This is a genomic window from Bacillus sp. PK5-006 (assembly GCF_054161415.1).
Genome location: NZ_CP096414.1, coordinates 87,203 through 108,159, shown reverse-complemented (window position 1 = coordinate 108,159; position 20,957 = coordinate 87,203). Strand labels below are relative to the sequence as shown.

The window sequence follows — 20,957 nt, the reverse complement described above, 5'->3', positions numbered from 1 at the left end:
ATTAGCCTCCTAATTGTGTAACAACCATCAATGTATCTTGACGATTGACCTCTTGTAATGGCTGTACCTTAATATCATATTGATCTGTATTTGTGACTACAGCAAGAGTTACTGGATCATACCCTGCTTCCATGATTTTTTCTAGGTCAAATTCAATCAATAAATCACCCGCTTGAACACGATCTCCAGCCTGCACCTTTGGATGGAAATACTGTCCTTCCAACTGAACGGTGTCAATGCCGATGTGGAATAATACTTCAACTCCATGGTCCGTCTTCATACCAAGTGCATGGTTTGTTTCGAACAGTAAGGTTACCTCTCCATCTACTGGTGCATAAAGTGCTCCCTTTGAAGGTACAATGGCAATTCCTTCTCCCATGACCTTTGAAGAGAAAATATCATCTTTCACTTCAGATAGAGAGATCATTTGACCAATCACAGGGCTTTTGAATGTTTCTCCTGCTCCAATTTTTTCAGCAAACCCAGCTTGGTCCTTTGTCTTTTCTTCTACAGTTCGATCTTTACCTAATACAAAAGCAGCGATAAAGGCGACAATAAACGAAATGACCGCTCCAATGATAGCAAACATCAAATTTCGCGGGAGCTCATCTGATATAAACATCGACATGCTTGCTAACCCAGGGCCAACAAGCACAAAGGCTTGTATACCAACTAAACCAATGAAAATCCCGCCAACAAACGAACCCATCATAACACTTCCAAGGACTCGCTTATTTTGCAGTGTCACACCATACAGCGCCGGCTCTGTGATGCCAAAAAAGGCTGATATTCCTGCCGAAATGGCTGTTGATCTGAGTACCTTGTCTTTTGTTCGAAGTGCCACAGCAAAACACGCTCCACTTTCCGCGATATTATGCGCAAGTGATGCCGGTAAATAAAGTGCTTCTTTCCCAAGGGTTCCCATCGTTGTGACTGCATAAGGGACCATTGCTTTGTGCATGCCTGAAGCAACCATGAATGGGAGGACCGCTGCTAAAATTGCGACAGCTACCCAGCCTACCGTATTAAACATCGCAAGAATAATAGATGAAAAGCCTTGCCCCGCTGTAAAACCAATCGGTCCTAACAGAAGTAGCGTAACTGGTACAGTAATGACCAATGACATCATCGGAACGAAGAAAATCCGAATTGGTTTTGGTGAAAACCGTGTAAAGAATTTTTCCATTTTCGCGTAAAGCAATACAGAAAGGATTGCCGGAAACACTTGATATGCATAAGCTATATTTTTTACATCGAATGAAAGTAATTGCGCACCTTCTGTAAGCATCGCCGTCATGTTCGGCAGAAGGAGCGCACCGACTGCTGATAGAGCGACCAGTGGATTTACTTTTAGTTTATTCGCCGTCGTTACAGCAACTAGTAAAGGCAGAAAGTAAAGTGGTGCATCACCTACCATGTTCAGTATTTGATAGGTTTGTCCCTTTGCATCCATCCAGCCTAATAAAGAGAAAAGGAGAAGAAATGATTTTAAAATTCCTCCGCCTGCGATAGCTGGTACAAGCGGTTGGAAGACACCGACAATGAAATCTAACAGAACTGTGCCTGCTTTTCTTTTTTCTTTTGGCTGGTTGGATGGCACGTCTTGGCTTGATGAGGTGCTGCCTATTAAACTAGTTACCTTTTGATACACTTCAATGACATCATTCCCAATGACTACTTGGCATTGTCCTGACATTCTGACAGCTATAACACCTGGTGTTTTTTCTAGTGCTGGTACATCTGCTTTTTTCTGATCGATTAGTGTGAAGCGAAGCCTTGTTGAACAGTGTTCAAGGTGCGCAATGTTTTCTTTGCCGCCTACATGCTGTAAAACGTCTTTGGCAACTTGTGTGTAATTCATTTTTTCTTCTCCCCCTTTTCTCATACACGAGACCTATATTTTGGCAACAAAAAAAGGATCTAAAACGACAAATAAAAGAAATTCATCGTTTTTAGATCCTGCCTGCATGACCAGTCACATGTCTAATTTATTCATATTGGATTTGTTTTTAGTATATATTGATTATATGAAAGCGTCAACATTTATTTTTCTAAAAATTATTAAGGTCTTTATACCCAAATTACTCTTCTTTCATTGTTGAAGTAACCTTCCTGTTTTTTTATACAATAAATATCCTTTTATCACTCACCAAAAACTACTTCCATCTAAAAACCAGATAAGTTTAAAATGACTTATCTGGTTTATCATCATCTATTTTTTCTTTTCTTCAGCCTGCTTTTTGAATGCTTCCGTTTGTTCTTGATATTCCTCTTTCGTGACAGCTTTAAATTCTATTGTACCGCCTGCCATTTTAAAAGGAAATTTAATTGATGTTGCATCTCGATCAGTTTCCCCTAAAATAAACCCCTTTTCAATTGCAGGATAAGTACTCAAATCAAACATTATCCCATCTGAAACACCACCGGCTGTATGTTTCGTTTCTTTATATGGTTCACCACCATCTCCTGGGACCGTTCTCATCAAAAAAGAACCTGCCCATTCAGACTGCATATACATCCGTTTTACTTTTAGAAATAGCTGGTATGAACCATCCTCCGCTGTATACAGATAACCATAAGCGCCTGTTACTTTCTTAATAAAGTTTCTTACATAATCATGGAATCTATTCTCAGAGTCCTCCATCAATTCATCATATCGGTCATGAATGTCCTTTTGAACAGCACGTAGTTTTGTTTGATCAACTGCTTTATAGGTGATGCTTTGCTTTTCACCTTGTTTTTTCACAGAAAGATCTTTTTCATCAAGGTGAACTTTATATGTGATCGTCTCTTTCTCTTGCTTCACTTGAAATTCGTAACCGTTTTCAACAGTTTTACCAGTTAATTTATATTTGTTGATAAATAGGTTAGGATCAAAATGTCTTTTTGGGTTTTCCTCCAAAATGGTTTCATTCAGATAACCAGTGACTTTCCCTTTTCTCTCTGTTAACTTGAACCAGTTCACTTGATCCTTTGTCTTATATACAAAGGCGTAATAGTTGTTCAATACACTATTTTTTGCATTTGCTTGGTATGCTATCCAGCTGACAGCAACGATGACTAGTACCGCTAAAATTGCTACGATCCAGATTTTTGATCTATTCATACATACCTCCTCTGATCATTGATCTGACGGATTTTTATTTTTTCTATCAATATATTGTGATGCATCTCCTAGCGATCTCTTCACCTCCTTCATTGGATTTTTTCTAAAACCTCTTGTATCACCAATGGATATCGCATATTATATATCTAAATGATATATCTTTTAGATAGGTGTGCTGATATGAAAAAATACAATGATACGACGTATGCGATTTTAGGTATTTTAACGACTGATTGTAAGTCAGGGTACGAAGTGAAGCAATTAATTGATAAAAGCCTGCATCATTTTTGGAAAATCAGTTATGGACAAATTTATCCAGCTTTAAAGTTAATAGTCGAGGAAGGCCTTGCGGAAGTTTCACCTGCTGCTACTTCTGGCCGCTCAGACAAGCGGGAATATCATTTGACTGAAAAAGGACTGAATACGTTAAGAGAGTGGCTGGCGCAGCCGCTCGATCAATTACCAACAGAGCGTAATGAGGTGTTATTAAAGTTATTCTTCGGTCAATATCTTTCGTTTGAGAAAAAATTGGTGCTTTTACAGGATTATGAGCGGCAGCTCCGTATTCGTTATGAAACTTATGTGTCAATTGAACAAAACATTCAAGAGCTTTATCCAGATGAAGCGGATGCGAAGTATTGGCTGTTTACTTTAGATTATGGGAAAAGAGTGGCTCAAGCAGGAATTGATTGGTGCGTGGATACATTCCATTCGATGAAGAAGGAAGGGTAAATGAATGAAAAAAGACATACGTGCTGGCAGATTTACAACGGACAATTCTGATTCGATTGTTGTGTTCATTATCGGAATGAGAATCAACAAACGCTGGGCCATTCATCAATGGCTGCCCGTGTTCATGGCAATGCCTGGCATGATCAAGGAACTGTATACCCATCAAGAAGAGCTTGGGTTTCTTGGAACAGAGAATTACTTCGGATTACGCACGACAGCGATGATTCAATATTGGAAGTCAATCGATGACCTCCTTGCCTATGCCAAGATGGAGAAGCATTTGGCTGCTTGGAAAGAATTTAACCAAAGAGCACGAAATAATGACGCGGTCGGAATTTATCATGAAACGTACCAAATACAAGCCGGGTCGTATGAATCCATCTACGTGAACATGCCTTCCTACGGACTGGGCCAAGCGAAATCCCCTATTTCAATAAGTAAAGGACAACAAACAGCGAAGGAACGTCTGAATACAACAAATTCCTAGAGAGCGATTCTCTAGGAATTTCTTTTTGCAACGGTCACAAAATGCTTTAATATGCGGGCTGTTAATCCCCATATGGTGTAGTTTTCGTAATCATAAAACCATTCCTCAATCGAACGGCTTCCCCAGCTGTATTTTTCACCATTCATGATTTTTTCATAAGGGAAGTCCTCGCCTGGTGTTGGCTGAACGGATACATGATGTAAGTATGGCTCATATTGGCTGAGCCATGATAGAGGCACGGTAAAAGTCTCCTCTACTTCTTCTTGATTAAAGGAGTGTTTCACTTTTTGCTTATCAATGATACCAACATATGGGTATACCACGAAGGATGGAGAAGCGATATAAGGACTAAGCTGTCCAAGGATCTCGACCGATTCTGGCGGAATGCCAAGCTCTTCATGTGTTTCTCGCAGTGCAGCTTCCTGTGCAGTTTCGCTGCCGTCAAGCTTGCCCCCAGGAAAGCTAATATCCCCCGGCTGTTTTCTCATGGTGAGCGATCGTACCTCAAATAATATATGCCATTCTCCATTTACTTGCACCAAAGGGATAAGGACTGCTGCTTTGAACGCTGTCTCTTCTCCAATGAACAACGGCTGTGATTGATGTAAGTCATTTTTTAATTGATCAATGAACACGGACATCACCTGTTTTCTGTTTCTCTTTCCTTTAGCGTATCATGGTTCTCCTTTTGAATAAAGATGATCCTTCTGACAATTATTTTTATCATTTTGACAACTTTACTTGTCAAAATGAATATAATGCTTTACAATCAAGGAAAGATTTCAAGCAAAATTGAGGTGACAGAATGAAAAATCGGTTAAAAGAGCTTCGTGCGCGTGATGGTTTAAACCAAACTGAGCTGGCAAAGCGTGCAAAGGTCTCTCGTCAGACCATCAGCTTAATGGAACGAGATGAGTTAATGCCGTCTCTCTTGCTCGCGGTTAAGCTTTCACGAATTTTTCAGGAACCCATTGAACGTATTTTTCTATTCGAGGAGGATGAACTCTCATGAAAACTGTATACAAAATGCTCTTAGGTGCTCTCCTTGGCTTTCTCGGCGCTTACTGTCTGCTGGCAGCTGAATTTGAGATGACACTTCTTGATGTTGCATTTGAAGCGACTCTTGTCATCAGTGGATTGACGATTTTATTGATTATTTATTGTTTTTCAGGGATTTCACGTATGAAAAAAAGGGTATCTCTTTCGGTTTCTGGAGATGAGGAGGATGAACTGGAAGCAAAACAATATCGGACCTTTACTGATTTGACTTTAGCCAATACTGTAAGTACCATTTTTTCCATTGTTGCCATCGGTATCGCGATCGTCACCGAGCAGCCACTCTGGCTGATTCTCGTCAATGCTGCTTTATTTATCGTCACCGTTATCAGTTCATATATATCGATATCTGTTCTAAAGCTTGTCTACCCTAATCGGAACCTGCCAAGTCTATCTGACAAAGACTACAGTAAAAAGCTGCTCGCCATTTCGGACGAAGGCGAAAAGCATGTGATGCTTGGCGGACTGTTTCATACGTATCAAATGATGAATATCCTATTGACCAGCGCCATGTTTATTTTGATTGTGTATTCCCTTGGAGCCAATCACTCTCAGCTGTTCTCAATCATGGTCATTGGGGTTGTTTTGATCATTTTGAATGCAAATTATGTGCTAAAGATTAGAAATCGTTAAATGAACAAAAGCACAGCCTCATGCAAAGGCTGTGCTTTTTCCGTTCATTATGACGCGCAACGTTTCTTTCGTGCATAGATCAATAGTAAGAAACAAAACCAGACCGGCGTTAATAAGAGCGCGGGGCGTGTTGCATCTGCAAACAGCATGATCACTAGAATCGCAGCGAAGAGAACCAAAACACATATATTCACAAAAGGGGTGAACGGTGCTTTAAAGGTAGATGCTGCATGCAGTTCAGGCTTTGTTTTTTTATATTTCAAATGACAAATTAAAATAATACTCCATACCCAAATGAAACAAATGGCACTGATCGTTGTCACAATACCAAAGGCTTGTTCGGGAATCAGCTTGCTTAAAAGAGCTCCAACCGATACCACAATCGTCGAAACAAACAGGGCATTACTTGGGACAGCATTCTTGTTCAAACGTCCAAAGGAAGCTGGCCCCTGCTTTTGATGACTGAGATTATACAGAATGCGGCTCGTCGAGAACATGCCGCTATTACAAGCTGATGCCGCAGATGTCAGGACGACAAAGTTGATGAGCCCTGCTGCTACTGGTATCCCAATGAGTCCAAAGGTTTTCACAAAAGGACTTTCTGATGCACTGAGCTCAGTCCATGGGTTGATACATAATAAAACAAAGATCGCACCCACATAGAAAAATAGGATTCTTAATGGAATCTTATTAATCGCAGAAGGGATGTTTTTTTGCGGATTGGCTGTTTCTGCTGCGGACACACCGACCAGTTCAACTCCCACATACGCAAAAATCACCATCTGGAATGACAATAAGAAACCTGTGACACCATTCGGGAATAACCCGCCATGAGACCATAAATTCGTTACTGTCACCGGTCCAGCATCTGTTTGAAAACCAATGATTAAAAGAACCATTCCAACCCCGATCAATAATAGAATCGTAATTACTTTAATGAGTGCAAACCAAAATTCCATTTCTCCGAAAAGCTTTACCGTTAACAAATTCAACCCTAGTAAAATCAACAAACAAATGATGGCAGGAATCCACTGCGGGATGTCAAACCAATACTGTACGTACACCCCGACCGCAATGACATCCGCCATCGCTGTCATAATCCAGCAAAACCAATACGTCCACCCTGTTACAAAGGATGCCCACGGGCCGAGATAGTCCTCCGCAATATCGGTTAATGACTGATAGCCCGCCTTCGATAAAAGCAATTCTCCGAGTGCCCTCATGACAAAAAAGATAGCCATCCCGACAATTAAATAAGCAAAAATGATTGAAGGACCTGCCAATTGAATAGCTTTTCCAGATCCTAAAAACAACCCTGTTCCAATGGTTCCGCCAATGGCAATCAATTGCACATGACGGTTTGATAAATCTCGTTTTAATTCTTGTTGTGCCAATGCTAACACCCTCCTACGACACGATCTTATACTGAAATAATGAACCCTTTAAAAAAGTCCATAAAAAAAGAGATTGGATGCGCTCCAATCTCACGGTCATAAAAGAATAGCAAAATAGAGAAAAGTCATACACGGCATCATCCATGCACCACAAATACAATATTTCGTACTCTTCTGTCCTTTTGCCTGAGATTGTGAACCCTTCGGCGCCGCACACACATGCGGTCTCTCCAGAAGCTGCTCCTGCTATAGTGTGACCCACAGCATTCATAGCCTTCGTTATTTAATTAAAATGTTGCTATTTCTGAATAATTTCATATTTTACGCCTCATTCAGAAAGCTGTCAATGGTAATCTTTTATGATTTACGGCGGTACGCATATGTCTTCACTTCATCAATCCCCCCTGATTCATGTATAATAAATCAAAAGATGTTCGGCTCGTTTGATGGAGAAATTCCTCTTGATCATGAACAAAGTTAAGCAATCCATGGAAGTTGGTGAAGATAAATGAAAAAAATGAACAAACAGCGTGTTACATTACAGGAAGTCGCCAAGCATGCCGGTGTCTCGACTTCAACGGCATCACTCGTTGTTCGAAATAATCCTAGAATCTCTGAAGCCACTCGAAACAAAGTACTGCAATCCATGGAGGACTTAGGATACGTATACGACCGCGTTGCTGCTAACATGCGGTCAAAAAGCTCAAATATCGTTGGTGTGATTGTGACGGATATTTCTAACACCTTTATTTCGGAGTTTTTAATTGGCGTACAGACCACACTTGAATCACTGGGCTATACTGTTTTACTTGGTACAACCTTTGACAGTGTTGATAAACAGGAGCGGCTCATTTCCACTATGGTAGAGCATCGTGTAGGCGGGATTATTTTAAACCCAGCTTCGAAAAGTTCTGCTCGAACGGTCAAACAATTAAATCAAATTCGCACCCCAAAAGTACTGGCAAATCGTGAATTATCAGACGTGCAATGTGATTATGTCGGTGTTGATTATGAACAAGGTACTTGGATGGCAGTTCATCATCTTCTTCAAAAGGGACATCGCCGAATCGCTTTTTTAGGCGGCATTAAGACCTCTTCGACTTGGATTGAGCGGATGAAAGGTTTCAAAAGAGCTCATGACGAAGAAAATGTGACGATTGATGAATCGCTTATTATTGATATAGTACCTACTCGCGAAGGCGGGAAAGAAGCACTCGCCCAAGTGATGGATCAGCCTGAGCCCCCTACTGCTATTTTTTGTTTCAGTGACTTAGTCGCATTTGGGGTCATTCAAGCACTGTCAGCACGGGGCATTCAGCCTGGTGAAGATATCGATGTCGTTGGATTCGATAATGTTCCTGAAGCGGAAATGTACCATCCGCCGCTCACCACTGTTTCCTCCTTCCCCCGATCCATCGGGGTAAAAGCAGCGAACCTTTTATATCATAAAATGAACGAACAGGATGAAGAGCTGCAGCGATTGATTTTAAAGCCCCAACTTCATATTAGAGAAACCTCTCCATCATGATGAAAAAGAGAATTGTGTGCAGCAATTCTCTTTTTTTATTGATCAAGTCAACTATTTCTTTGTTTCATTTTTCTTTTTTTAAATCACAAAGTCATAAACTTGACACATTTAAAATGCAGGAGTATATTTATCTCGTTGCTTCTTTTAGTATATCGTTATACCTATTTCGTCATATTATTATTTCTATCAAAAAACAGTTAAAAGTGATTTTTTATGATTCTGATCAAATCATGAAGTTTCACTTCCTAACCAAGGCTGTTATTATTTTTTGCATTTTAGTAGAACGATATACTTGATTGAAGAACAGATGAATATTCATTATTTTTTCATCAATCACATAAGGGGTGTTGTGATGGGCTTCATATTATTCATTTTGAAGGAAACAATAACAAAGGGTATACAAAGAATTTGACCTTAAAGGGGTTTCAAATATAGGAGTGGGAACATGAAAAATCCTTATATAAAATCGTCACTTGGCATGTATTTAAATTACTTCATGCTTGGCATGATCAACATTATTGTAGCTTCCAACATGGACAGCTTATCTGAACGCTACCATGTAGATATTCCGAAAATCAGCTTGCTTGTATCTGCGATCGGAATTGGTAAACTCATTGCGCTCTTTTTCTCAGGCCGGTTAGCCGACAGCTGGGGACGTAAGCCTGTCATTATTACAGGAAATTTTCTTTACTTATTATTCTTAATCGGTATTCCAACGACCACAAGTTATACACTGGCATTTATCTTTGCGATTTCAGCAGGTATTGCCAACTCACTGCTTGATTCAGGAACCTATCCTGCTTTGTCAGAGTCATTTCCTAAAAAAGCAAGTTCGGCTTCTGTTTTAGTAAAAGCATCTGTATCCATTGGGGCGACTGTTCTTCCATTTATCTTGGCATTCCTAGTGGCACATGACATCTTCTGGGGCTGGGCGTTCTTTGGACTAGGGCTTCTTTATTTACTCGTAGGGATTTACTTAATCTTTATGCCATTCCCGAACCATAAGCAAGTTTCTTCACAAGACGCTCTTCCCGTACAGGATCAGCTGAAGAAAGAACCAAAAATGCTTGGCGAAGGCTTAGCTGTTGTACTGATGGGATTCACATCGACTGCATTGTTTGTCGTATGGCAGACATGGCTTCCGCAGCTGGGGTTGAAATTAATCGGACTTGGCACAGAACAAGCCACACAGCTTCTTTCTTATTTTAGTATTGGTGCACTGGTATCTGTTCTATTGCTTTCGATCGTCTTAGATAAATTCATTTCACCGATTATGGTGGCGATCATTTATCCAATTGGGGCGTTCCTTGCAATGCTTTCACTTTTCCAAATCGAAACGTACAGCATTGTCATTGTCAGCACCTTCTTCTTAGGACTATTTACAGCGGGAATCTTCCAGCTGGCGATGAGTATTATGATGAAATTGTTCCCGACAAACAAAGCAACAGCTTCATCCTACGTCAACATTGCGGCAAGCTCAGCGTTTATTCTCGTGCCGCTCATTACAAGTGGATTGGTCAGCTCGTACGATATTAAAATGACGTTATTTTTCGATATGATCATTGCGGTTATTAGCGTATTACTAGCGGTCTTTGTTCTTGGACGCATGAAAAAATTATTTAGATAATTAAAGGAGATGTCAATCATGACAAACATACATGAACGAAATATTGATGGAAAAACAAAATTAGTCGGCCTTCTTGCTACACCAATCGGACACAGCCTTTCACCACGTATGCATAACCTTGGCTATACACTAACAGGTATCAACTATGCTTACCTCGCATTTGAAGTAGGGAATGATGAACTAGAAGCAGCCGTAAACGGTATGAAAGCAATGGGTGCAGCTGGATTTAACGTCTCTATGCCGAACAAAATGAAAGTACTAGATTACTTAGACGAACTAGATGATTCTGCAAGATATACACGTGCAAGTAACACTGTAGTAAACAAAGATGGTAAGCTCATCGGCTACAACACAGATGGTCTTGGATATGTGAGAAACTTAATTGAACATGGCGTTGAATTAGCCGGCAAAAAAGTCACACTTGTTGGCTCTGGCGGCGCTGCGACTCCGATTGCGATTCAGCTTGCACAGTCAGGCATCCGTGAAATTAGCATTTTTGCTCGTAATGATCAATACTTTGTTCAAGCAGAAGAAAATGTAAATTACATCAATAACGAAATGAAATCTTTCGGTGTCAAAGCAAACATTTTCCCACTTGAAGACAAAGACGCATTCCGCCGTGAAGTAGCAGAAAGTGCGATCCTGGCAAACGGGACAAGCCTTGGCATGAAACCACTAGATCAGCTCAGCATTATCGATGATACACTTGATGTACTTCGTGAAGATTTGATCGTGACAGATGTTGTGTACAACCCGCAAAAAACAAAGCTTCTTGCACAAGCACAGGAAGCTGGCGCCAAAACCATTAACGGTCTTGGAATGATGCTGTGGCAAGGTGCACTTGCTTACAAACTCTTTACTGGTGAAGATATGCCAGTTGATCAAGTAAAACAAATTCTTTTTGAAAATGACCGTTTCTAAAATAAAAAAGACAAAGGGCTAAAATGATGATCATTTTAGCCCTTTGTTTTCTTTTCAGCGAAGTCTAGCAGCCCTGAATGCGAGGATTTGCCTACACGCTGAGACGACTTCCTGCGGAGGTCGTCTTTTTTTAATCATGTGCCATGACTTGGCGGTATCGATACAGGATATACAGTGCGCCGATAATGGCCGCAACAGCCACCACTGCATCGAAAATAAAGATTTGTAAAATGGACGCGTGACTCTGAATTAAACCTGTTACGACCGGGATGACGATAGCCGACACGCCGCCCGCTGTAGAGATAATCCCAGTCATCGTCCCTTTGTTTTTCCAGAAGAATTCAGCCATCACAGTTAACGTCAGCTGAAAAACTCCTGCCGTTGAAAATCCCAATACAAAAGCATTGACGGTTCCTATAACTGGTGATTTCACGACCAAGAGCACACAAATGGAAACAAGTGTAATGATTGGATAGATCAGCAGTACATTGACCGGCCGGACAAAACGGCGCAGCAGAAACGCGAGCATCACGACAGACAGCAGCCCGCCCATGCTATAGTAACTGAGCAGTTTCACAGCACTGCCCGATGTCATCCCCAAGATGGCCTCACCGTACGTAGGAAGCCAAATTTGCGGCAGCGCATACAGTCCATTTGACGTAAAGCTGATCACAATGAGCGCGATCCCTTCTCTCCAAAATGTAGGCTCTGTCGAGAAGCGCGGAAGTCCGTCATGCTCCGTTACCTGGACTTGCTCCACCTTGCGATGATTCGGAAATGGCAAGGTCCACAGCATCAAGACATTCACAAGATAGATCAGAGCAGGAACAAAAAATGCCATTCCATAAAACAAATCATGCTCTGCTAAAAAGAAAATCGCCAGTGGCAAAATAGTTGCCCCAATGGAGATAAAGGCCTTCACCATCACATTCGCAGATCCCGAGTTTTGCGGAAAAGCCTCCATTAACGCAGGATACGTTCCTGCATCCATTGCCGAATTCGCGACCCCTGCCAAAATCGCAAACGCAAACGCGATTTGATAATTCGGAGACAATGGGATTCCGATGAGGAACACCGCCATCAGCACACCAGAAACCAGAATGACCGGCTTACGCCCAAAACGATCTGACAGTACGCCTGATAAACCATACGTGAGCACCCTGCCAATGCCAAGCGCCGAAATCATATAACTAATTCCCGCACTATTGGTATCTAATTGTTTGATTAAAAATGGCATATTTGAAGCCAAAATAATATTGACCATACCCAATAAAAAATAATTAATATACAGACTAGAAGCCGTTCTCACATACGGATTCCTCATCCTGACACACCCCTCAACACCATCGCAATGAAGTGACAAATAATGGTTACGCTTACAAGATCTCATATGTGAGGAAGAACAGCTTTGCAGCCTTCACGTTCATACATCTCATCATGTCATGCAGCTCACAGCTTACAGCCCTTCATGTATCAAGCATTTCTTCAATTTTTCACTGCTCTTATTTTATACGAATGCGAAAGGTAAAGATAGTGAATTGCTTAAATTTGAAGGGAATTCATTGATCAAGCGTATGACACCATCGATAGAAAAAAGGAGTGGTTCATTCCACTCCTTAAATGATGTCTCAATTCTGTTCATCGCAGCCCTCAAATACTTAGCTCATAAAAATAATCCGTTCTCTCGATGGATAATCCAAAACGGACATATTCTGCCAAAAATAAAATTCATTCACATTCACTTCAAGTGCTTCAAATTCATGCTCTCGATAGTGTTCTCCATGTATTTGGATTTTATGTTCTCTCAATTGAAGGAAAGCAAACACCTTCTGACAAACACTACTCAGCGATTTTATAAAATCCATATACCACTATTCGAATTCTATAGAAATTAAACAACCAGTCCCCCGAAAGAGTTTCGACAACTGGCTGTTTCATACGGTGTTTTGATCCCAGTCTCTCAAAAATGGGGGATCAGTCCCGATGTGGGGATTGTTTAAAATATTACGGATCATTTTGAAGATACTATGAATGGCTTTGTATTCGCTCCCGTATTTTCTGGGTATGATCTTGATTTAAAATCATTGCCAATTCGGCCTCATTTAGAACAGATCCCCATCTAAAGATAATTTCACTATTCAAACCATACTTCAAAAAAAGCGCTTGATAATCTATTTCATGACTATTCTTATCCAATCCTGAGTAAAACAAATCTTTTATAGATTCTTCTGAGAGCATAGAATCCCTTCTACTGGCAATCATGAAACTAGATTGATACTGATCCATTATTCGCAATGCTTTATCTAAATCATGTTGAGGAACCTTGGCCATACTGACATAAAACTGTTTTTCATGTTCATCTAAAAGTAATTCTGGCCCCTTTTCAAAACCTGAAGTATTTATGTCTGAATCAATAGATTTCCATACTTTTCGGAATCCCTCTATTCGCGAATGCACATCACTTACTTTCTTACTCAGAAAGATATAAAAATGGTAATTAGTCAATTGATCGCTAAAAATTTCGATTAGTTCATTTTGACAATAACTTTGAAAAGTCTTGATCCCATCATCATCTAAAAAGTAATATCCATTAATACTATATACACTTAACTGTTTAAGTTCATTTATTTTTTGATCTAACCACTTATAGTAGTTTGTCACTTCTTGTTCGAATTCAAGTTCTATTTTCATTTATAATCCTCCAATGATAACTATTTTTCATAGTCATAGTGGTTTCCATAAATATCATTAAAATGAGCATCTCTATTCTGACTTAAGTCGTCTGGATAATAATGACCTCCTGCATGATCTCTAACCACTTTATCACCTTTAAAGAAATAATCCTTACCAGGGATAGGGTTACCTCTTTTGTCCACTGCTGGTCTAACTTCTATGGGTTGTTCACTTACTGGTATACCACTTGCCCTTTTAGATTCTCGATAAGCCCCTCTTCTTTTGGCTCCTTCAGGTGAAAAATTAAGAGGACGCTGCCCATTTTCAGCTTTCACATATCTTTGATAATTTTCTTTTTTAGTTATTATTTCTTTTGGTTTATGTTTAATTTGAAGTTGTTTTAAACTCTTACTTCCAAACGGCAAAAGCATTCCAAGCGCCGCATTCATACTCGCTTCCTGCTGTTCTTTCGAGATCTTGTTTCCAAACATGTCTCGGCCTGTGATCGCTTCGCTGAAGCCGTTGGTGGCGGTGAGGCCATATAAGCCTTTTTGAGATGTTTTTAAGGCGTCAAAAGACTTTTGTGATATCTTGTAAATGTCGACTGCCCTAACTGCTGCTGATGTGGCTTGGGTCGTTTTATAGACGGCCTTTCCGCCTTTGAAAATGCGTCCTGCCCAACCCACGATAGGGATGTAGCCTGCTGCTGCCATGCCTCCTGCCGCGACTCGCTGGCCTGCGGTGAGTTCCTCCCCTGTGATTGGATCGACGCCTGTTGCGGCACGTTTTGCATCGTTCACACCTGTTAGTTCATTGACAATATTTCCGCCATAATCTAGGGCTTTTTCATACCAAGGGCGGTTGGCGAGGGCTTCTTGTTCCTTTGCGATCTTGCGGGCTTCTTCTTGTTCTTTTTTGATTTTCAGATATTCAGCAGTTTGCTTCTCAATATCGCTCTTTGCCTTGTAGATTTCGCTATTTTGATACGCTTTCTTGTCAAAATTCATAGGCGAAATCGCTTTTCCGTCATTTGTCGCATTCATCATTTCAGCGTACAATGCCATTGTAGCTTGCTGCTCTGTCTCTGACAAAGCATATTCATCTGTTAAATTTTGATCAAGTTCTCTTAGTTCTTTGACCGTCTTTTTTCGTTCATCTTCCGCATCTTCTATTTTTTCATCAAAGGTTTGGCTATCAAATACCTCTAGGGAAATGAGGTCATCAATGTCTTGAAAAATCGTTTTGAGTGCCTTTTTTTGATCCTTTACAATGCTTTTGGCGTTTTTGATGCCCATATGTACTGCGTTGTCTAAAAAGTGTTCTTCTATAAAGGTATCGCCACCAAAACTCGTATCATCCAGTGTCCCAGAAACACCTTCATGAAAGGCTTTTTGCTTATCGATTAAGCTGATAAACATGTCTACATTTCCGGCGAGCTCTTTATAAAAGCTTTTAATGTTATCGGCTCCTTTCCCAGTGAAATCATCACCGAGGTTGGCCACACCTTGTAATGCCTTTTTTAAATCTACCATTTGTTCGCGGAGTTCCTGATAGTGTTTTGCCCTTGTGTCCATGGCACTGGTTAGTGCTTTTGCATCAAGTATCTTGCCCAGAAGAAGTCACTCCCTCCATTATTGATCATAAAGTCTATTTTACCGTGACCATTAAAACGGAAAAATAGGCTAAATGACATAAAAAATGGAATAGACTCTCTATTCAACGATCAAATAAAATAAGCTAGACAATGCACTTTGTTTTGTCCAGCCATACATTCATTTTATTTATAATCATTGATCGGTCCTTTATCCATCAAAACATCAATTTCATTAGATGACTTCATTTTTAATTTAGGTCTGCGCTCGGAATTTGGTTTGCTGTAAAGCTCTAGCGGACGTATGATCACACCATCATTTGTATTTTGAAGCATACCCGGCACACAAGAATAAATCCGATCATTATCATTCGCATGTTTGGCATGAATTGTCACAGACGTTCCTTGGTGATTATCGATACTCATAGATACCCTATATCTATAAAAGGAACCTGTTCCATTTGATTGAGCAGAATAAACAACCGGAACGATAGCAAGGATATCGTCATTTAACCGTAATTTAATGACTTCTGTTTTCATCGATTCACGGTCTCTACCGACATCTCCCATATGCTCTACAGCACCGTTTCCGTAACTTTTAAGAGCAGGAACACCTTTTGCGCCAAACATGGCCACATCTATTTGTTTTCCTGACTTCGTATAGACCAATGCATAAATATCATAATCGGTTCCAGACTCCCAGGATACTGTAGCTGTTATCTCAGGCGTTTTTTCAATGATGATCGGTTTATGACCTTTGTCTAGACTAATTTTACCTTGAACTTTCTCTAAGCTGATAGGTGCAGCCACTTTCTCTTTAGCGGCTGTCTTTATTGGAGCAGGCTCATCAATTTGTTTTTCAGAAGCCATTTGAGGAGGCGAAGAAACATCTTGTTCATCAGGTTCAACCTCCACCCCATAAAGCTTGCATAGCCCTTCCAATCCAGAATTGAAGCCACGCCAGATGGATCGTGCTTTCGTTTCACTATTTCTGATATATAGCTCTACTACGACAATCCCTTTTTCATTTGTAAAGTTTACTGGTGTTAGGTATAGCACCTCATCACCTGTTCGAATTTCTGCTTGCAGATTCTTCACTTGAGAAAAGCCAATTCCTTGATCCTCTGTTAGTGTAATCGCCACCTTTGTGATTCCTGCAGGCACTTTGCTCATATCAAAATTCAATTGATGCCTTTTCAACTGACCTGATATCTCTGCTGGTAAAAGTGTCGCGACACCCGTGGCACTCTCCGGCTGATTGTAAAAAATAATGCCATTATCTCCTTGAACTAGATCTGAATCTGTTAAGAGAAACGCTGTTAAAGAAATATCAATTGCATATGATACTTCATAACTGATGGATACTTGTCCCTTTGGAGAGTTTAGTACGGTATTGGCACCCATTTGCAGAGTTTGATTCATTTCAACACTCCTATTCTTCATCTACCATTTATCGCTTTTATAGATCAATTATACCAAATTATATAATAGAACCTATGAATATCTTTATCTCATTTCAATCTCTGCAATGATATGAGACAATGCCAATTAAAAACAAACTACTCTCGAAAGGAGAATTATTATGTATAAAAAAATCATTCCTGCTGTTATGGTGATATTCGGCTTTTGGATTCTTCTTCAAATATCCTTGAACATTAAGATATTCCACAATCCAATGAACTATTTTGTCGCTATTACTCTCTTTTTTCTTTGTATTCAGGCATTAATAAAACTTAAACAATGAAAAACCCGAACAAGCATATACCACGCTCGTCCGGGCTTCTATTTTCCTTTATTACACTTCTTCACCATTCGTTGCGATGACGTTTTGATACCAAGTAAACGAATCTTTTTTAAGGCGCTTCATTGAGCCGTTTCCTTCGTTGTCGCGGTCAACGTAGATCATGCCGTAGCGTTTTTTCATTTCGCCTGTTGTGAATGACACGATATCAATGATACCCCAAGGTGTGTAGCCAATAAGGTCGACACCGTCGTATTCAATTGCTTTTTTTAGTGCTTCGATATGAGAAGCGAGATATTGAATTCTTTCTGGATCGTGAATAGAACCGTCTTCTTCCACTTGATCTATTGCACCAAATCCATTCTCTACGATGAATAACGGGATTTGATAGCGATCGTAAAAACGATTCAATGTATATCTTAAGCCTGTCGGGTCAATGGACCAGCCCCAGTCACTTGATTTGATATAAGGGTTATCTACACCATGCGGCAGGGCTCCGTTGACAATGTCTCCGTTGTGATCAGACACCGTATCACTTTTAACCGTTGTCGACATGTAGTAGCTAAAGCCTAGATAATCCACTTTCCCTTTTCTTAAGCTTTCTTCATCGCCTTTTTCAAATGGAATGTGATAGCCTTCGCGTTCGAATTCTTTTAATGCATAGCTCGGATAGTAGCCGCGCACCTGTACATCTGGGAAGAAATAGCGCTGTCTCATATATTCCTCTGCGAGCATGACATCCTCTGGATTTGAGGAATACGGATAGATTGGCACGTGAGAAACCATCGCTCCAATTTGGAAAGCAGGATTGATCTCTTTTCCTTTGGCTACTGCCCATGCACTTGCAAGTAATTCATGGTGTCCTGCTTGATACATGACTTCTTTGGCATTTTCGCCTTCTTTGACTGATACCCCTGAATTTGTCCAAAGGAATAGTGGGTTGTTGACATCCATTTTGTTATTGATTTCATTAAATGTCATCCAGTATGTGACCTTGTCTTTGTATCGATTGAAACACACTTCTGCGAATTTCGCGAAATACTCAGCGACTTTTCGGCTGCGGAACCCGCCGTACTCTCTTGCTAAATGGAGCGGCATCTCAAAGTGAGACAGCGTAATCACAGGCTCGATGCCATGCTTGAGCAGTTCATCAAAAACATCATCATAGAACTGTAAACCTGCTTCATTCGGTTCCGCTTCATCTCCCTTAGGGAAAATCCGGCTCCAGCCGATCGATGTACGTAAGCATTTCAAACCCATTTCGGCAAACATCGCGATATCTTCCTTATAACGATGGTAGAAATCGATCGCTTCATGGTTCGGATAAAATTTATCTTCTTCTATCGTCTCAGTTATTTGTCTCGGTACTCCGTGAGCACCTGCTGTCATCACATCTACAACACTTGGGCCTTTTCCTGCTTCATTCCATCCACCTTCAAATTGATGTGCAGCTAATGCTCCGCCCCATAGAAAATCTTTTGGTAATGTCATTATTCATTCCTCCTATTTCACAATTGTGATCATGACGTCTGTTGGCTGACATGTCGATTGTTCTTCTACAATCACATCTTCATACGCTTGTGTATTGGTGATGATGACGGGTGTGATTGTTTTTAATCCCTTGCTTTCAATGGCTTCTTGATCAAATGTCATTAACAAGTCACCCTTCTTCACCTTGCTGCCTTCTTTGATATGAAGAGTAAATGCTGAGCCATCTAGGGAAACCGTATCAATTCCTACATGAACTAGTAACTCCACTCCGAATTCTGAACGCAGTCCAATTGCATGCTTTGTTGGCGCAAGCATGACGACACTGCCGTCAAACGGTGCATACAGTTTTTTGTCTGTCGGTTCAATCGCAAACCCTTTACCCATCGCCCCCGAGCTAAATACGGCATCAGGCACTTCAGATAACGGGATCACTTTCCCTGCAAGCGGTGCAGGGATTGTTTCTTCATTATTCATCGAAGCATTCATTTTTTCTCCAACTTGATCTTTATCAGACGTTGCACCGGCTGTCTGTTCCACTGTATCTTCCCCATAACCAAACATTTGAATGAGCACAACTGGTAAGATCAGCGCAATTGCGACACCAATCAATATGCCGATGATCGATGTTGGATAATCTGAACTAATTCCGTTTACAATCGTCAGTGGACCAGGCAACCCCGCATACGCAAAGTAATAAGGCGTAAAGAAGCTGGCAGCAATGGCCCCGATCGCTCCAGATATACATCCGAAAATAAATGGTTTCTTGAAACGCAAGGTGACCCCATAAATCGCAGGCTCAGTAATTCCAAAGAGACCAGTGATTCCCGCTGAAACCCCGACTTTTCGTGTTTCGCGGTTTCTTGCTTTTAAAATAACCCCCAACACTGCGCCGACCTGAGCGATAACAGCGATGGTTTGATATGCCTGGAAGGAGTCACGTCCATATTGTTCAAAGTTGGCGAGCACCATTGGCGTGATGCCCCAGTGAACACCGAAAATGACAAGCACTTGCCAGAAACCTCCGATAATGGCACCTGCTAAAGCTGGGACATGTTCTGCTAAGAAATTGTATCCGTTTGCAATCCCATTTGCACCGGCTGTCGAAAGTGGACCAATTAATAGAATGGTTAACGGAACCATGACGACCATACAAATAAATGGGACAAATAACGGTTTGACCACCTCGTGAATACGTTTGTTTAAAAATCTCTCTACATATGAAAGGATCCATACCAAGAATAGCGGCGGCAAAACAGATGACGTATAAACCGTTTCAGATAACGCTATGCCTAAAAAAGTAACGCCTTCCCCTGATGCCACGCGTCCAGCAATCTCCGTCCAGGCTGGACTGACAAGCGCTGCTGTACACGCTACTGCGATATACATATTCGTTTTAAAATGCTTGGCAGCTGTGATGGCAATAAAGATAGGCAAGAACGTAAACGGCGCCCAGGAAATAAAGCTAAAGACTTCATACGTTCCGGTTTTCGAGAAGCTTGGAAATAATAAATTAATGAGGATAAGTGCACCTTGTAAAATACCTGCTGCTGCCAAAATATACACAAATGGCGCAAACACAGCAGACATGGTCGCGATGACACGATTCAGCACCGTTCCCTTGTTTTCATTTACCTGATCATCATCAGACGGCTGCAGCCGAACAAGGCTGGCAAAATGCTCATATACCTCACCAACATGCTGACCGATGACGACCTGAAATTGACCGCCGTTTTCCACCACGGTAATGACGCCAGGCATTGTATTAACTGCTTCCTTTGCCTTTGGATTCGAACGTTTCAGAACCAAACGCAGCCGCGTGGCGCATCTTGCGGCACTCACCACATTTTCTTCTCCGCCAACTGCCTCTAAGATGTCTTCTGCAAGCTTTTGATAATCCCTCACTTTTGACATATAAACCCCCCCTTTATCACTGTTAGTATATGTATATTATAATTATACCGGTACAATTTATCAATA

18 protein-coding genes and 1 riboswitch are annotated in these 20,957 nt (G+C 40.8%); of the genes, 7 read left to right on the top strand and 11 right to left on the bottom strand.

The annotated features are described in order from the left end of the window. Position 1: 1 nt before the first annotated feature. Both M1D84_RS00530 and M1D84_RS00525 read right to left on the bottom strand, forming a co-directional pair. Positions 2–1,861, bottom strand: a complete 1,860-nt coding sequence (locus tag M1D84_RS00530; RefSeq protein WP_103131829.1) for a beta-glucoside-specific PTS transporter subunit IIABC — start codon at positions 1,859–1,861, stop codon at positions 2–4. A gap of 351 nt (positions 1,862–2,212) precedes the next feature. Beyond that, entirely contained in the window at positions 2,213–3,106 is an 894-nt protein-coding gene (locus M1D84_RS00525) for a hypothetical protein (protein WP_122632013.1), read from the bottom strand. Positions 3,107–3,286: 180 nt separating this feature from the next. Between M1D84_RS00525 and M1D84_RS00520 the strand changes: the two genes are divergently transcribed. Further along, on the top strand, positions 3,287–3,838 hold the full coding sequence (locus M1D84_RS00520; RefSeq protein ID WP_103131831.1) for a PadR family transcriptional regulator: 552 nt from the start codon (positions 3,287–3,289) through the stop codon (positions 3,836–3,838). A 4-nt stretch (positions 3,839–3,842) separates the two neighbouring features. After that, positions 3,843–4,325 (top strand): DUF4188 domain-containing protein, encoded by a 483-nt coding sequence (locus M1D84_RS00515; protein WP_458106371.1) that lies wholly within the window; start codon positions 3,843–3,845, stop codon positions 4,323–4,325. An 11-nt stretch (positions 4,326–4,336) separates the two neighbouring features. On the opposite strand, the gene M1D84_RS00510 is transcribed toward M1D84_RS00515, so the two are convergent. After that, complete coding sequence (locus M1D84_RS00510) at positions 4,337–4,960, bottom strand: NUDIX hydrolase (RefSeq protein ID WP_185853984.1); 624 nt, start codon at positions 4,958–4,960, stop codon at positions 4,337–4,339. Positions 4,961–5,130: 170 nt separating this feature from the next. Here M1D84_RS00510 and M1D84_RS00505 point away from each other — a divergent pair, with 170 nt between their 5' ends. Both M1D84_RS00505 and M1D84_RS00500 read left to right on the top strand, forming a co-directional pair. Continuing rightward, positions 5,131–5,337 carry a helix-turn-helix transcriptional regulator gene (locus M1D84_RS00505; protein ID WP_003215336.1) on the top strand — a complete coding sequence of 69 codons (207 nt, stop codon included), beginning with the start codon at positions 5,131–5,133 and terminating at the stop codon, positions 5,335–5,337. Continuing rightward, positions 5,334–6,014 carry a DUF3169 family protein gene (locus tag M1D84_RS00500; protein ID WP_024423985.1) on the top strand — a complete coding sequence of 227 codons (681 nt, stop codon included), beginning with the start codon at positions 5,334–5,336 and terminating at the stop codon, positions 6,012–6,014. Before M1D84_RS00505 ends, M1D84_RS00500 begins: the two co-directional genes overlap by 4 nt. Positions 6,015–6,061: 47 nt before the next feature. Here M1D84_RS00500 and M1D84_RS00495 read toward each other — a convergent pair whose 3' ends face one another. Next, complete coding sequence (locus tag M1D84_RS00495) at positions 6,062–7,408, bottom strand: amino acid permease (RefSeq protein ID WP_024423986.1); 1,347 nt, start codon at positions 7,406–7,408, stop codon at positions 6,062–6,064. Positions 7,409–7,572: 164 nt separating this feature from the next. Then, positions 7,573–7,652: riboswitch (glycine riboswitch) on the bottom strand. Between the two features lie 264 nt (positions 7,653–7,916). Here M1D84_RS00495 and M1D84_RS00490 point away from each other — a divergent pair. The 3 genes from M1D84_RS00490 to M1D84_RS00480 all read left to right on the top strand — a co-directional run bounded on the left by M1D84_RS00490 (position 7,917) and on the right by M1D84_RS00480 (position 11,484). Next, on the top strand, positions 7,917–8,936 hold the full coding sequence (locus tag M1D84_RS00490; RefSeq protein ID WP_024423987.1) for a LacI family DNA-binding transcriptional regulator: 1,020 nt from the start codon (positions 7,917–7,919) through the stop codon (positions 8,934–8,936). Positions 8,937–9,381: 445 nt separating this feature from the next. Then, positions 9,382–10,563, top strand: coding sequence for an MFS transporter (locus tag M1D84_RS00485; RefSeq protein WP_024423989.1), 1,182 nt, complete (start codon positions 9,382–9,384; stop codon positions 10,561–10,563). Positions 10,564–10,581: 18 nt separating this feature from the next. After that, positions 10,582–11,484 carry a shikimate dehydrogenase gene (locus M1D84_RS00480; protein ID WP_024423990.1) on the top strand — a complete coding sequence of 301 codons (903 nt, stop codon included), beginning with the start codon at positions 10,582–10,584 and terminating at the stop codon, positions 11,482–11,484. 130 nt (positions 11,485–11,614) lie between these two features. Here M1D84_RS00480 and M1D84_RS00475 read toward each other — a convergent pair whose 3' ends face one another. From M1D84_RS00475 to M1D84_RS00445, 7 genes are all read right to left on the bottom strand, one after another. Continuing rightward, the gene (locus M1D84_RS00475; RefSeq protein WP_268415661.1) at positions 11,615–12,808 is read right to left on the bottom strand and encodes an MFS transporter; all 1,194 of its coding nucleotides are present in this window, start codon (positions 12,806–12,808) and stop codon (positions 11,615–11,617) included. Positions 12,809–13,142: 334 nt separating this feature from the next. Beyond that, complete coding sequence (locus M1D84_RS00470) at positions 13,143–13,292, bottom strand: hypothetical protein (protein ID WP_181950632.1); 150 nt, start codon at positions 13,290–13,292, stop codon at positions 13,143–13,145. 217 nt (positions 13,293–13,509) lie between these two features. Beyond that, positions 13,510–14,175, bottom strand: coding sequence for a hypothetical protein (locus M1D84_RS00465; protein WP_024423992.1), 666 nt, complete (start codon positions 14,173–14,175; stop codon positions 13,510–13,512). A 20-nt stretch (positions 14,176–14,195) separates the two neighbouring features. Continuing rightward, positions 14,196–15,731, bottom strand: coding sequence for a T7SS effector LXG polymorphic toxin (locus M1D84_RS00460; protein ID WP_244948506.1), 1,536 nt, complete (start codon positions 15,729–15,731; stop codon positions 14,196–14,198). A gap of 203 nt (positions 15,732–15,934) precedes the next feature. Next, the gene (locus tag M1D84_RS00455) at positions 15,935–17,170 is read right to left on the bottom strand and encodes a TerD family protein (protein ID WP_332285519.1); all 1,236 of its coding nucleotides are present in this window, start codon (positions 17,168–17,170) and stop codon (positions 15,935–15,937) included. A 373-nt stretch (positions 17,171–17,543) separates the two neighbouring features. Then, a complete protein-coding gene (gene bglA / locus M1D84_RS00450) occupies positions 17,544–18,983 on the bottom strand; it encodes a 6-phospho-beta-glucosidase BglA (protein WP_133744906.1) in 1,440 nt (479 codons plus the stop codon). Positions 18,984–18,992: 9 nt separating this feature from the next. Continuing rightward, a complete protein-coding gene (locus M1D84_RS00445; RefSeq protein WP_458106370.1) occupies positions 18,993–20,891 on the bottom strand; it encodes a beta-glucoside-specific PTS transporter subunit IIABC in 1,899 nt (632 codons plus the stop codon). Between the last annotated feature and the right edge of the window lie 66 nt (positions 20,892–20,957).

What these genes read in the sequence shown, in the direction of transcription:
- M1D84_RS00465 (WP_024423992.1), bottom strand. Translation starts at nt 14,175, where the DNA reads ATGAAAATAGAACTTGAATTCGAACAAGAAGTGACAAACTACTATAAG.
- M1D84_RS00480 (WP_024423990.1), top strand. Translation starts at nt 10,582, where the DNA reads ATGACAAACATACATGAACGAAATATTGATGGAAAAACAAAATTAGTC.
- M1D84_RS00455 (WP_332285519.1), bottom strand. Translation starts at nt 17,170, where the DNA reads ATGAATCAAACTCTGCAAATGGGTGCCAATACCGTACTAAACTCTCCA.
- M1D84_RS00490 (WP_024423987.1), top strand. Translation starts at nt 7,917, where the DNA reads ATGAAAAAAATGAACAAACAGCGTGTTACATTACAGGAAGTCGCCAAG.
- M1D84_RS00485 (WP_024423989.1), top strand. Translation starts at nt 9,382, where the DNA reads ATGAAAAATCCTTATATAAAATCGTCACTTGGCATGTATTTAAATTAC.
- M1D84_RS00500 (WP_024423985.1), top strand. Translation starts at nt 5,334, where the DNA reads ATGAAAACTGTATACAAAATGCTCTTAGGTGCTCTCCTTGGCTTTCTC.
- M1D84_RS00505 (WP_003215336.1), top strand. Translation starts at nt 5,131, where the DNA reads ATGAAAAATCGGTTAAAAGAGCTTCGTGCGCGTGATGGTTTAAACCAA.
- M1D84_RS00515 (WP_458106371.1), top strand. Translation starts at nt 3,843, where the DNA reads ATGAAAAAAGACATACGTGCTGGCAGATTTACAACGGACAATTCTGAT.
- M1D84_RS00445 (WP_458106370.1), bottom strand. Translation starts at nt 20,891, where the DNA reads ATGTCAAAAGTGAGGGATTATCAAAAGCTTGCAGAAGACATCTTAGAG.
- M1D84_RS00525 (WP_122632013.1), bottom strand. Translation starts at nt 3,106, where the DNA reads ATGAATAGATCAAAAATCTGGATCGTAGCAATTTTAGCGGTACTAGTC.
- M1D84_RS00460 (WP_244948506.1), bottom strand. Translation starts at nt 15,731, where the DNA reads ATGGACACAAGGGCAAAACACTATCAGGAACTCCGCGAACAAATGGTA.
- M1D84_RS00530 (WP_103131829.1), bottom strand. Translation starts at nt 1,861, where the DNA reads ATGAATTACACACAAGTTGCCAAAGACGTTTTACAGCATGTAGGCGGC.
- M1D84_RS00475 (WP_268415661.1), bottom strand. Translation starts at nt 12,808, where the DNA reads ATGAGGAATCCGTATGTGAGAACGGCTTCTAGTCTGTATATTAATTAT.
- M1D84_RS00520 (WP_103131831.1), top strand. Translation starts at nt 3,287, where the DNA reads ATGAAAAAATACAATGATACGACGTATGCGATTTTAGGTATTTTAACG.